Here is a 13,348-nt window from a genome sequence, read left to right on the forward strand (position 1 = left end):
TTTTTTTCGATGTCCTCCTCCACATTATACAGAAAAAAATGATTTTTTTGAATATTATTTTCATAAAGATTGTGAACAAAAATAAAAAGAGAGCGGATGATCCGCCCTCTTAAGCCATTCATATAATATTAGTATTGTTGTCCGCCGAATTGTTGTTCAGCCATTTGAACTAGACGTTTAGTGATTTCACCACCTACAGATCCGTTAGCACGAGCTGTAGCATCAGGTCCTAATTGTACACCAAACTCAGAAGCGATTTCATATTTCATTTGATCAAGTGCTTGTTGTACGCCAGGTACTACAAGTTGATTTGAGCTGTTGTTGTTAGCCATGTGTCTCACCTCCTTCTGTACTTATAGAATGAGTCACATGGCTGTTTAACATGCACATTATTTTATGGTAATTAATGAGAGAAATAGATTGACGCTACTTTGGCTTCTACATTAACTAGCAAAAGTATGGCTAAAATAAGTCTTCCATGTCTTTTTCAGCTTTGCTTACGCTTGTAATCTGGACTGATTCCGTGCGTTCCACGGCATCATTTACGTATTTATCGAACTCTAAATACTTCTCAAACTTGTTCGCATGCTCTCTTTTTGGACGAGTCTTTGAGTCAGAAGGCAAGAAGATTGTACAGCAGTCTTCAAAAGGAAGAATAGACGTTTCAAATGTATCAATCTTCTTGGCAATATCAATAACTTCCAATTTATCCATTGTTATTAAAGGACGGATGATAGGTAAATTTGTTACTTCGTTAATTGTATTCATGCTGTGAAGAGTTTGGCTTGCAACCTGTCCTAAACTTTCACCAGATGCAATCGCTAATATATCTCGCTCACGTGCAATTCGTTCACTAATACGAAGCATCATTCGTCTCATAAGCGTCATTTGATAATTACTTGGTGCTTCTTTATGAAGGTATTGTTGGATTTCAGTAAACGGTACTAAATGAAGACGGATGCTTGAACCATACTTCGTTAACGTTTGAGCTAAATCTTTCACTTTTTGCAGTGCTCTTTCATTTGTATATGGAGGGCTGTGAAAATGAACGGCTTCAATACGAGCCCCTCTTTTCATTGTCAAATAACCAGCAACCGGGCTGTCAATTCCACCTGAGAGCATTAAGAGAACTTTTCCACCAGTACCAACAGGCAGGCCTCCAGCTCCCGGATACTGTCCAAAGGTTAGGTACGTTGCTGTCTCTCGTACTTCCACTCGAATATCTAAATCTGGATTGTGAACGTCTACTGAAATATCTTCTGATTGACTAAGTACATAACCGCCGATCATTTGATTTAATTGCTGAGAATCGATAGGAAACGGCTTATAAGCACGTTTTGACGTGATTTTAAATGTCTTAATTCCTTCTGCCGCCTGCTGTTCCTTTAAAATTCCAAGTGCAGCCTTCTTCATTTCATCCACGTCATTTTCTACTTTTAACGCTAAGCTAAATGAGTGGATCCCGAAGATATTAGATAGCTTTTCCATGACAGGCTCATGATTCTCACCGTTTAATTCGATCACGATTCTTCCATACGTGCGTTTAAATGTAAGATTTGATAATCCTTTTAATGTGAATTTCATATTCTGGAGTAACTGCTTTTCAAAAAAAGATCGATTTTTTCCTTTTAAGGCAAGTTCACCAAAACGAATTAAAATATGATTGTATTCCATTTATTTTCTAACCCCCACTAGTGTTGGTATGATCTTCTTTAACTCACGCAAGAAGACATCAATTTCTTGTTCCGTTGTCTCATAAGATAAACTGACTCTTATAGCAGAACCAGCTGCTTTTGAATCTTTCCCCATAGCTAGGAGCACTCGGCTGGGTTCGGCTAACTTTGAGGAGCATGCTGACTTTGTTGAGACATATATTTTTTTAGCTGATAGTGATTGAATTAACACTTCAGGCTTAATTGATTCTACAGAGAAGTTAATAATATGTGGCGCAGATTTCTCTAATGGGCTGTTAATCGTCACTCCATCAATCGTTGGCAGACTGTGAATAAGTTTAGAATGAAGTTTTACTAAATGAGACTTCTCTTTTTGAGCCTTCTCCATTTCCATTCTTAATGCTCTGGCCATTGCCACAGCCCCCGCAACATGTTCAGTGCCTGAGCGTACTTCCATCTCTTGGACACCGCCATGAATTTGAGGCTTTAACCTTACTCCGTTACGTACATAAAGCATCCCTGTACCTCTTACTCCATGGAATTTATGAGCAGATGCTGTTAACAGATCAATTTTGGCTTTTTTTATATTTAAAGGCACTTTTGTTATACCTTGTACATCATCGACATGGAAACGAACTTGAGGAAAGTGGCTTAATAACTGACCGATCTCTTCTATCGGTTGAATCGTCCCTGTTTCATTATTAACATGGATAATTGATACTAAAATGGTTTCCTTGCGAATAGCTTTTTTCACATCTTCTAAAGAAACTCTTCCATTAGAGTCTACAGATAAATATGTTACCTCAAACCCATCTGCCTCTAGTTCCTTATAGGTTTCATATGAAGAAGCATGCTCAACTTCTGTTGTGATCAAATGCCTGCCCCTAGATTTTTTATGATACGCTGTTCCTTTAATAGCAAGGTTATTACCCTCTGTTCCCCCGGAGGTAAACAAAATTTCTTTTGCAGATACGTGAAGCTGATCAGCAATGGCTGATCTCGCTTTGGTCAGTAATCCTTCTGCTTCCATCCCTAATGTATGAAGTGATGAAGGATTTCCAAAATAGTCATAGGACACTTTTGTATAGGTTTCTAACACGTCTTGATGCGGTCTAGTTGTTGCACTATTATCAAGATAAATCATTGGATTATTTACCCCTTTAATTATGAACTTCTATAAAAAAATTGTGCTTCTATCATCACAATTATATCTTCTCACAAACACAACTCTTGCACACATCCCATGTATGCATCATTATATCTTAGCACAAAATGTTTAAATGACAAGACAGAAAAGAGATCAGATATGTGAAATAAACTTTATCAAAAAACTGATTATTCTTTCTTTTTTAAAACTATTCAACAATTCGCAACATTTATGATACGATAAGCGACGGTAAGTGATAAGGGAAAATTCTCTTATGACTGAAAAAACACGTATACGCTTACATTTATGGAAGCAAGTGCAAATTATACCATTATATTATATGTTGGAGGACAACTATGAATCGTACATTACCAACGAAGGACTTAGCAGCATTAGGCTTTCTAATGTTCGCTCTATTTTTAGGGGCAGGAAACCTGATCTTTCCACCATTGCTGGGGCAACAAGCAGGAACGGCACTTTGGCCTGCCATAATAGGCTTTCTTGTAACAGGTGTGGGACTGCCGTTACTTGCCATCATTGCTGTTTCACAGGTCAATGGAGATCTGCATCAATTAGCTAACCGGGTGCACCCAATATTCGCTGTTATTTTTTCATTCACTGTATACCTTGCGATTGGACCATTCTTTGGAATTCCTCGTACAGGAACCGTGGCATATGAAATAGGTGTGGTACCATTTTTGCCTGGTGGACAAGCAACCACTACTTCTTTACTTATATCCACTCTTATTTTCTTTAGTCTAACGTTCTGGCTAGCTTTGAATCCGGCCAAATTAGTCGACCGGGTCGGGAAAATATTAACACCGTTATTAATTATATTGATTGCCATCGTTTCCCTTCGCGGAGTATTTGCCCCGATGGGAAGCTTTGAAGCAGCTGAGGAAAACTATCAAAACGGCGCTTTCTTCTCAGGTTTTATTGAAGGCTATCTAACGATGGATACAATTGCTGCTTTAGTGTTCGGGATTGTCATCATGAACCGCCTGCAAGAAAGAGGAATTAAAGACCGTGCAGCTATTCAAGCCTTTACCATTAAAGCAGGTATTATAGCGGGTGTTGGATTATCTCTTGTTTATTTATCATTAGGATACTTAGGAGCAAGCAGTGTTTCCACTATTGGTCGCTTAGATAACGGAGGAGCTATTTTAGCAGCAGTCGCAAATGCTCTTTTCGGCTCAACTGGTTCGATGATCCTTGCGCTTGTTATTACATTTGCTTGTTTAACCACATCAATTGGACTGGTTTCGGCATGTGGTGAATTTTTTGCTAAACGTTTCTCGAGTGTATCTTATCCTGTCATTATTTTTATCTTGTGTGTATTCAGTTTCACCATGGCTAACTTAGGTTTAAGCCAATTAATTGCCGTTTCAGTACCTGTACTAGTAACGATTTACCCTATAGCTATTGTGTTGATTACACTATCATTTCTCCACCATAAAATTGGTCAAAGACGCCAAATTTATATCGGAGCTCTTATAGGGGCATTTATTATCAGCCTGCTTGATGGGATCAGCACAGCAGGTGTTAATCTAGAGTCTCTCGCATTCCTTAACTGGATTCCATTGTACGGAGAAGGTTTAGGCTGGTTAGTTCCTAGTATCATCGGGGCTCTCATAGGCTGGGCTGTTTCAAAACGTTAAAAGGACGAGAACAAAAAAAGTGTAGCATCGCTTTGATGCTACACTTTTTATTATGCGGTATATTGTTCGCTTACCTTTTCAACAATCGATGGATCAAATTCCTTTACAGCTTGGTAAGCACATTCAATCGCTTCGGTGTATTCATATTGACGGAACAGCTCCTCAGCCTCAATTAATCCGCTTCTAGTACGTTCCGACCTGTTACGGTATCTATTAGCAAACTGAATTACTCTCTCTGCAAGCTGAGCTGACTCAATTGTATCTTTAATGAGCTGTTCATTTTCCTCTACACAACTAAGAGCTTCTTCTACCAATACATTGACACGCCCCATTTCAAGAGGCACCTGCTCAAGCTGTCTTGCCGCTGTAATCACTTTCATTTCACTTTCATCTAAGTGATCTACTGCCTCTTGCGGAAGGCCTGGTATGTTACTCTTTTGAAGGAGACGTTTACTCTCAAGCAGCTTTTGTCTTAACTCGATTAGTGTCTCTTTTGCATCGAGCTCATCTTGACGAAGGTCATTTAGTGCTTGTTTCCCTTTATCAATATCTAGCTGAATCTGTTTGATTTTCTCCATCCATTCTTCTACCATATCTAAGATAGACGTGTAGGTTTGAGAGTTATTTTCAGAAACATCTACAATCAGCTGCAGCTGATGCATTAATTCATTCAACTGTTTTTTCACTTTCTCTTGGAAGGAAATTTCTTCTTCTGCCAAACGATAACTTAACTGCACTTGAGTCGTTTCCTCCATTAAAAGAGTGAGTTGTTCATCTACTTGCTCAACCTGCTCTTTCATTGTAGGCACTGCTTTTGCTACCTCTTGTTTTGCTTCAACTTCAGTTTCTAGCACTTCATATAACTGATCTAGTTGAGCGGTTACCTCAGCTGCCTTCTCTTCCATACTTTCTATTTCCTCTAAGGTAGAAATGTCAGCTAGCAGTTGTTCGTTTTCGTTCGTAATCGATTCAATTTTAGACATGAGAGCAAACGGTTCTAAACAATAACCAGAATTCTCCATATCTTCAATTCCAAGGATCAACTGGCGTACCTCTTGGGGGATGGTCGTTTTCAATTGAACAAGAAGAGCAGGCACTTTCTCTACACTCAGTCGTACTAAATCGACTTCTTCTTTCGCTTCTCTCAGATATTCTCTTGCTTTTAAATAGCTTCCTTCTTCTGTAGCTTGATCAAAATCTTCAAGAAGCTGTTTTGTGTGCGCAAGTTTTTCATCTAAGGTTTCAACAGTTACACCTAGTGAACCTCGTTTTTTTAATACTTGCTGCATGACTGTATGGAATTGATCTTTTACAGAGCCAATTTCAGTGCTGTTTTGTTCAGCACTTGTCACAAGCTGGTTAATTTCTTCAACCATCACTTGAAGCTGCGTTTCAATCCCGTTCAGCCTGTCTGTCGTTAAAGCAATCAATTCCTTTGCTTTTTTAAAGCGATATTTAGTAGCTGCTTCTTCAATATCAAATAGTTGTTCTTCAATATTTGGAAGGATACCGCCCACGATTTCGTCCCATTCACTACGCCACAATTCAAATTTTTCCTCTGTTTCGCCTGACATATGTAAGTTCTTCACTTTTCCAATTTCACTTGGGATATCACGGTTTAAAATGGTATTTTTCCAGTCGTCTAATTTATCGACCTCTTTATAGATGTTTTTTCTAAATACCATTCCAATAACAAATAGTACAGCTATAACGGCTATTGCCGCATAAATTACATACATCGTCATTTGAGGACCCCCTTCTCTAGCATCATATCAGTCTTGTTTATGAAGGCCTCGATGATTGGTTTATACATATTAACTGCTCCGCACCATTAATCACTATGACCTCTCTACATAAGCTAAAATTCACTACTATTAGACATAATCTTTACATGGATTCTCTCTAAAACGTGAAAACCCTTTAATTTCAAACAAAATTATTCATTTTTTTATGTATACGATATGTAATATGATACCATGAAAATAAGCTTTTGTATGCCTTTTTATCATAGTTACATCTTCTTATTAATCTTATGTATGAAAGGGGTTTATTCATGATCAAGCACGATGGACACATCCATTCTCCTTATTGCCCGCATGGAACAGCTGATACATTTGCTGATTATTGCGAACAAGCTATTAGCGATGGTTTATCCGGCATCACATTCACAGAACATGCCCCGCTTCCTGAAGGGTTCACTGACCCTACCCCAGAGCAGGACAGCGCTATGTCTTATGGCCAGCTGACGTCTTATATAGAGGATTTACAAGCTGTCAAATCTTTTTATAAGAATAAGCTATCTGTATTAATCGGCCTGGAAGTTGATTTCATTGAAGGATATGAGAAAGAAACGACGACCTTTCTAAATGAGGTGGGCCCAAAACTAGATGACAGCATTTTATCTTGTCATTTTATTAACATAAATAACGAATATTATTGTATTGATTATAGCCCTCATGTGTTTTTAACGTGTCAAACATTGCTCGGCTCAACGGATGCAGTATATAAACATTATTACGAGACGGTTAAAAAATCAGTAAAATCTGACCTGGGTTCATACAAACCCACTAGAATCGGCCATATTACTCTTTGTCAAAAATTCAAAAAAAAATACCCTGCGACTGAATTACACAGCCAGGATATCACATCTATTCTCCAATTAATAAATGATCATAATTACAGCCTTGATTATAACGGGGCAGGTACACTTAAGCCTTTATGCGGAGTGACCTATCCTCCTGGTGACATCGCATCTCTTGCTCATCAATTAGGTATACCATTAATTTATGGTTCAGATGCTCATCAAGTAAAGGGAATGGCTGCCGGGGTTGATACCCTTTTTGATACGGATATTCTTTCTGCCCCTGTTCTACGCTAAATTCACCCTGCTTATTATGCGATTGGTTCGTGGCTCGCTTATTCCGCACAGGCATGAATCAATCCATCTCACTAGATGCTCTGCATAGCGGTCAATAAAATAAGGTTCCGTTGTAGATAACTGATAAAGTTCTCTAAAATACTGAGGCGAGTAGTAAGGAAGTGTAATCATTCCGCGTATTTGAATTAAGACAAAATCCACTGGCTGCCCTATAAACCTGCCCTCTCTCATCCCTTTTCTAATAATTTTCTCTACATCATGTTTTTCTTTCCTCAAATACGTGGACATAAGTTCCCTAACTAATATCGAGTCCATTGTCATCTCTCTGTGTACCATTCTAGCTAAATGATAATGTTTCTGCTGATAGCATAACAATGAATGCATCATGGTTAACAGCAGATCTCTAGCATCTTGGTTTTTAAGTTTTTCCTCATCCACCTTCATTGCCTGTAAGTATCCTTCTAGAAATTCAGTCATTAATAGTTCAAACAACCCTTTTTTTCCACCAAAATAATAAGATACGAGTGCAATATTTACATTTGCTTGTTCTGCAATGTGACGGACCGATGTTCCATGATAGCCTTGTGTATAAAATAAACGGGCAGCTGCTTCTTTCATCTTCTCACGTGTTGTTTCACTCATGCATTCTCCCCCTTAACAATAAACTGCTTGCTATAGTCTTTTACTTCTCTATTGTTTTGATTGATCCTCTTTGATTTGTTCGACATTCCCGTCAAACTTTTCTACAAAAAAAGCCCAATAAAACGAATCCTGGCAATAACATGACAGCGTCCACCAAATCTCTTTTTTATCCTCCAGTATTTTCAGAGTGAATTATTTTGTATTCCTTTGTCTCTTGCTGTAAACTATTTTCTATAATTCTATAGATGCTTGGGGGAGTCGCCATGTTTAATCAAGAAGCTTATAAAGGAGATCTTGCTTCAAATTATCAATTAGTTACTAAGCAATTGAATGCTCTTTTAACAGGAGAGAATGACCTTATTGCTAATTTGTCTAATGCAAGTGCTCTATTAAGTCAATTTTTGCATGATGTAAATTGGGTTGGTTTCTATTTATTAAAAGACAATGAGCTTGTTCTTGGGCCATTTCAGGGGCTGCCTGCATGTGTACGTATTCCACTTGGCAGAGGTGTATGCGGAACGAGCGCAGCTGAGAGAAAAACTCTTCGCATAGAAGATGTTCATGCTTTCCCTGGACATATTGCTTGTGCTGCCGCATCACGTTCTGAAATTGTGATCCCCATTATAAAAGATGGTAATCTAGTTGGGGTTCTTGATATTGACAGTCCAATACTAAATCGTTTCACTGAAGAAGATCAAACACATCTTGAAGCGTTCGTTGAAGAATTAGAACGGCACATATAAACAAAATAATAGTTAAATTAAATAAAGCCTAAAAACAATGAATGTTTTTAGGCTTCTTCTTTAAGTGAAGAACTCTCTTGAGCCACATGAATCCGGTTTTTACCTAACCTTTTGGCTGTATAAAGCCCGTCATCAGCTTCTTTAATTAATTCTTTTAGCGAGCGGGCAGCTTTATGATGATGCCAATAAGAGACACCGCATGAAACCGTAATAGGCGGCTCGGTTTGATATTCAACAGCTTCTACGATGCGCACGGCAATTTTTTTAGCATCTTCTAAATTGACTTTTGGCAGATATAGAGCTAACTCTTCCCCTCCCCACCTTGCTGCAATATCCTCATCACGAATATTTTCCTTCATAATCTTAGCCACTTGAATAAGCACTTCATCTCCAATTTGATGTCCGTGTGTATCATTAACCTGTTTAAAGTTATCCACATCAAATAGAAGATACGTCCCATAGCCATCATTTTCAAGCGAGGCTCTAATTTGCTGATCTAAATAACTTCTAGAATATAAGCTGGTTAGATGATCGGTAATTACGAGTTTTTCTAACTTCTCATGAAGCATAGCATTTGTAAAAGCTAATGTAGAGTGATGTGCGAGAGATTGCAGCAGCTTAAAATGATCGTAACTGAAACAATACGGCTTCTGATCCAGCACGATAACCACACCTTTTAAGACTCCACTTTGAATCATCGGCACCGCTAAAAGACTTCGATAATAAGAGTGCTGAAAGAGCTTGTGACTTTTAGAGTCCCCAACAAACTGCGGTTCTCTATGGTATTTCATCTCCATAAACAGCGGGTTGAGCTTCTTTAAGAGTGAGGGGTCATTGAAAACAGGTGTACTACCTTCTAACACAGTAATTTCTCCCTCTTCAAAGAGAACAAAACCTACTTGTTCAGCTCCAAATGATACAAGAATCTGTTGAGTCATAAAGGTAATTGTATCTTTTAGTCTTAATTTTTCATTTAACTGGTGGGATGTTTGATTAATAAGCTGCAGATCTTGATTTAAGTTTCTAGACTGCTGATAAAGCTCGGCATTCTCTAAAGCGTTTCCCCCAGTATCCGCTAGGACATTAATAAACTCGAGGTCATGTGTGTGAAGGACAATGTCTGTATCAGCCTCTAATTCTATGACCCCGTAAACCGCTTGTTTGCCTCTAAGCGGCGCAAAAACATTCAGTTGTTTTTCATTTCTATCTATTTGGAGCTCTCCTTTTAAATAAGCATGCTCGGCCAATCGGTTATGGTTATCCATTCCATACACCAATGGTTTAATTGATAGGTCATGATCAATTTTCCACTCATGCGTTAAATATAAATGAACATTCCAATTAGGGAATACTTGATTAATAGCCGTAATAATTTGTTTTAATACTTCGTTTATATCCATAGATCCATGACACTTCTTTGTTACTTGCAAAAGAAGATCTCTCTTCATGCTGACGGTAGTGGATTTCGAGCAATTATAGCCCTGGGCAAATAGTGTTTGGAAAGGAATCATCTCTAGGTGTCCTGCAGCAAACGCATCTGCATCTTTTTTTGTAGGGAAAGTATGAATAATCAATCCATATAATATCGATTTATAGTATAAGGAGATACATACATTCCAGCTTGGAGAAGTGGTAATTAAACTGCCCTCTACTACTTTCATGGAATGATCATGAGTCTTTTTGAACCAGCTCTCGATCTCTTTATTATTCTGATGTATACCTTTATCTGCTTCTTCCCCTTTAACGAGTTCAAATTGTTCATTATTTCTTTCATAAATGGCTATCTTCTCTAAATGATTAGGCTTACCCACTTTTAATGCGAGGGCATGGTAAGAAGAAGCTAATGCATAGAAATTAATTTGATAGTCTGCTCCTTTTAACCATTGATCAACAGTCATCATTTCCCCAACCGTAACTTCATTCCGTGGATTCATCTACTTTTACACCACCATATATAGGAAAATACTTAATTTACTCTTAAATATTACTGGTTCATATAGGCTTATCTAGAGAAAATGTCACAAACTATAGGATAATGTAATCAAAAAAAACCATTCTCAATTATACCTTCTAGGTATTTGTTACTGTCATTATAAATCAACTTATAACACATTACTATTATTTTCCACGATATTATTTTGAAAACCTTCCGACAATTTTCACAAGAATCGCCTTTTCTTGTTTCCTCTTGACTTTCGCCCCTATTAAGCTTATACTCGAATTTGTGTGAAATACGACAGCCTAGGTAAACTTAATATGTCCGGTCATTTTGTTCCTCGATTAGCGGCTGCAAACTGAGGTGCATCACGTAACTTCTAGCTGTCGAAGCGAAGATGCATGAAGGCAAAATGAACATATTAAAGAGATTACCCATCGGTTGTTATTTTGCAACATCAAAATAACAAGGAGGAGTCTTATTATGGCTCGTTATACAGGTCCATCTTGGAAATTATCTCGTCGTTTAGGAATCTCTCTAAGCGGTACTGGTAAAGAATTAGCAAAGCGTCCGTATGCTCCAGGGCAACACGGTCCAAACCAACGTAAAAAATTATCGGAATACGGTCTTCAACTACAAGAGAAGCAAAAGCTTCGTCACATGTTTGGTGTGAATGAGCGTCAATTCCGTCGTATCTTTGATGATGCTGGCAAAATGCCTGGTATCCACGGTGAAAACTTCATGATTCTTCTTGAGTCACGTCTTGATAACCTTGTTTACCGTATGGGTCTTGCTCGTACTCGTCGTGCTGCTCGTCAGTTAGTTAACCATGGTCACATCATGGTTGATGGAGGTCGTGTTGACATTCCTTCATACCGTGTTAAACCTGGTCAAACAATTGCTCTTCGCGAAAAATCTCGTGACTTAAGCGTTGTTAAAGAAGCTCTTGAAGCTAACGATTTCACTCCAGCATACGTAACATTCGATGCTGAGAAGCTTGAAGGTACTTTCAGCCGTCTTCCTGAGCGTTCTGAACTTCCTGCTGAAATCACTGAAGCTCTTATCGTTGAGTTCTACTCTCGTTAATCGCTTCAAAAAAGACTCTGGGATCTCCCGGAGTCTTTTTTATTTGACTAAATAAAAAAAGAAGAACGCATTCCCCGTTCTTCTTTTTTTATCTTCTATTAATGTGTTACAAGCTTAGCAAATTTACGCTTACCTACTTGAACGATTAGTCCATCTTCTATTTTAATTTGGGCTTGAACATCTTCTACTTTTTCTTCATTTACTTTAACACCGCCATTTTGAACCATACGACGTGCCTCTCCTTTAGAAGACATCATCTTCAATTCAACCAGCAGCTCCACAACCCACACAGCGTCTTCCCCGCTCCACTTCACTTCAGGGATGTCTGTTGGGAGGGTACGCTTTTGAAAAACTGTTTGGAAGTAGCTCTTTGCTTCATCAGCAGCATCTTTTCCATGGTACATTTCCACAAACTTAGCACCTAGATTCATCTTTGCATCTCTTGGATGTACTGAACCATTCTTGATCCCTTCTTCTAGAGCATTGATCTCATCCATAGGAATATCTGTTGCCAGCTTGTAGTATTTAATCATTAATTCATCTGGAATCGACATCGATTTACCAAATATTTCATTTGGCGACTCATCAATACCAATGTAGTTATTAAGGGATTTAGACATTTTTCTTTCTCCGTCAAGCCCCTCAATTAACGGCAAAGTCATAGCTACTTGCTTCTCTTTGCCATATGCCTCTTGAAGTGTACGTCCCATTAAAAGATTGAACTTTTGATCCGTTCCTCCCACTTCAATATCAGACTCTAACGCCACAGAATCATATCCTTGCATTAATGGGTAGAAGAACTCATGAATGGAGATCGGCTGACCAGATTTATATCTTTTCTCAAAATCATCTCTCTCAAGCATTCTAGCTACTGTCATATTAGCAGATAGACCGATAACATCCTCAAATGATAAAGCTTTGAGCCATTCTGAATTGTAATAGATCGTTGCTTTTTCCATGTCGAGAATTTTTCCGTATTGCTCTACATACGTCATTGCATTACGTTTTACATCTTCATCACTTAATTGCTTTCTAGTTTCAGATTTCCCAGTAGGATCACCAATTCGTCCGGTAAAGTCACCGATAAGCATTTGGATTTCATGACCTAGTTCTTGGAATTGACGCAGCTTGTGCAGGGGAACCGTATGTCCAAGGTGAACATCAGGCGCAGACGGATCCATCCCTAGCTTAACTTTTAACGGCTTACCTGTACGAACCGATTTTTCAATCTTCTTTTTTAATTCATGTTCTGGGGTAATTTCTACCACGCCGCGTTTTAGAATCTCTAACTGACGTTCTACCTCTTGTTCTTGTTCTAGTGTTAACTTCGTTTCTTCACTCATTTCATGCTGCCTCCTTTATTTAAATAATCCTTTTTCATCATGTTGGAAATAAGCATCTAATCTAAAATTGGACATAAAAAAAACTCCTCCCAAAAAAGGGACGAGGTTCTCGCGGTACCACCCTTGTTGAAGCTATCACTAAATAAACTTCCACTCAACATGATAACGGTATGACCGTTCTTGCTACGCAAGAATTGGCTCCAGGCTGTAATTCGAATACTGCTTCCCTACTGATTTCCACC

At 38.4% G+C, this 13,348-nt stretch carries 11 protein-coding genes and 1 other annotated feature (1 of these 12 running past the window's edge); of the genes, 4 read left to right on the forward strand and 7 right to left on the reverse strand.

Annotated features, from left to right (window positions below; translation table 11 throughout):
• Positions 1-128: 128 nt before the first annotated feature.
• The 3 genes from PQ478_RS17280 to PQ478_RS17290 all read right to left on the reverse strand — a co-directional run bounded on the left by PQ478_RS17280 (position 129) and on the right by PQ478_RS17290 (position 2,817).
• Positions 129-332 (reverse strand): alpha/beta-type small acid-soluble spore protein, encoded by a 204-nt coding sequence (locus PQ478_RS17280; protein WP_012960053.1) that lies wholly within the window; start codon positions 330-332, stop codon positions 129-131.
• A 130-nt stretch (positions 333-462) separates the two neighbouring features.
• Positions 463-1,674, reverse strand: a complete 1,212-nt coding sequence (thiI, locus tag PQ478_RS17285; RefSeq protein WP_012960054.1) for a tRNA uracil 4-sulfurtransferase ThiI — start codon at positions 1,672-1,674, stop codon at positions 463-465.
• Positions 1,675-2,817 carry a cysteine desulfurase family protein gene (locus PQ478_RS17290; RefSeq protein ID WP_075681480.1) on the reverse strand — a complete coding sequence of 381 codons (1,143 nt, stop codon included), beginning with the start codon at positions 2,815-2,817 and terminating at the stop codon, positions 1,675-1,677.
• A 359-nt stretch (positions 2,818-3,176) separates the two neighbouring features.
• Here PQ478_RS17290 and brnQ point away from each other — a divergent pair, with 359 nt between their 5' ends.
• On the forward strand, positions 3,177-4,478 hold the full coding sequence (gene brnQ / locus PQ478_RS17295) for a branched-chain amino acid transport system II carrier protein (protein ID WP_289234968.1): 1,302 nt from the start codon (positions 3,177-3,179) through the stop codon (positions 4,476-4,478).
• 50 nt (positions 4,479-4,528) lie between these two features.
• On the opposite strand, the gene ezrA is transcribed toward brnQ, so the two are convergent.
• A complete protein-coding gene (ezrA, locus tag PQ478_RS17300; protein WP_289234969.1) occupies positions 4,529-6,223 on the reverse strand; it encodes a septation ring formation regulator EzrA in 1,695 nt (564 codons plus the stop codon).
• 308 nt (positions 6,224-6,531) lie between these two features.
• Between ezrA and hisJ the strand changes: the two genes are divergently transcribed.
• Positions 6,532-7,356: a histidinol-phosphatase HisJ gene (gene hisJ / locus PQ478_RS17305; RefSeq protein ID WP_289234970.1), complete on the forward strand. Its 825-nt coding sequence runs from the start codon at positions 6,532-6,534 to the stop codon at positions 7,354-7,356.
• On the opposite strand, the gene refZ is transcribed toward hisJ, so the two are convergent.
• A complete protein-coding gene (refZ, locus tag PQ478_RS17310) occupies positions 7,348-7,998 on the reverse strand; it encodes a forespore capture DNA-binding protein RefZ (RefSeq protein ID WP_012960059.1) in 651 nt (216 codons plus the stop codon). The two genes, hisJ and refZ, sit on opposite strands and share 9 nt — an antisense overlap.
• Positions 7,999-8,261: 263 nt before the next feature.
• Here refZ and PQ478_RS17315 point away from each other — a divergent pair, with 263 nt between their 5' ends.
• On the forward strand, positions 8,262-8,741 hold the full coding sequence (locus PQ478_RS17315; RefSeq protein WP_289234971.1) for a GAF domain-containing protein: 480 nt from the start codon (positions 8,262-8,264) through the stop codon (positions 8,739-8,741).
• Between the two features lie 47 nt (positions 8,742-8,788).
• Here PQ478_RS17315 and PQ478_RS17320 read toward each other — a convergent pair whose 3' ends face one another.
• Positions 8,789-10,675 (reverse strand): sensor domain-containing diguanylate cyclase, encoded by a 1,887-nt coding sequence (locus PQ478_RS17320; RefSeq protein WP_289234972.1) that lies wholly within the window; start codon positions 10,673-10,675, stop codon positions 8,789-8,791.
• A gap of 485 nt (positions 10,676-11,160) precedes the next feature.
• Between PQ478_RS17320 and rpsD the strand changes: the two genes are divergently transcribed.
• The gene (gene rpsD, locus PQ478_RS17325) at positions 11,161-11,763 is read left to right on the forward strand and encodes a 30S ribosomal protein S4 (RefSeq protein WP_012960062.1); all 603 of its coding nucleotides are present in this window, start codon (positions 11,161-11,163) and stop codon (positions 11,761-11,763) included.
• Positions 11,764-11,861: 98 nt separating this feature from the next.
• Here rpsD and tyrS read toward each other — a convergent pair whose 3' ends face one another.
• Positions 11,862-13,106 carry a tyrosine--tRNA ligase gene (tyrS, locus tag PQ478_RS17330; protein ID WP_012960096.1) on the reverse strand — a complete coding sequence of 415 codons (1,245 nt, stop codon included), beginning with the start codon at positions 13,104-13,106 and terminating at the stop codon, positions 11,862-11,864.
• 93 nt (positions 13,107-13,199) lie between these two features.
• Positions 13,200-13,348: a binding site (T-box leader), on the reverse strand (it continues 58 nt past the right edge of the window).

The sequence above is a fragment of the Alkalihalophilus pseudofirmus genome (assembly GCF_029094545.1).
GTDB classification, from domain to species: Bacteria; Bacillota; Bacilli; order Bacillales; family Bacillaceae_D; genus Alkalihalophilus; species Alkalihalophilus pseudofirmus.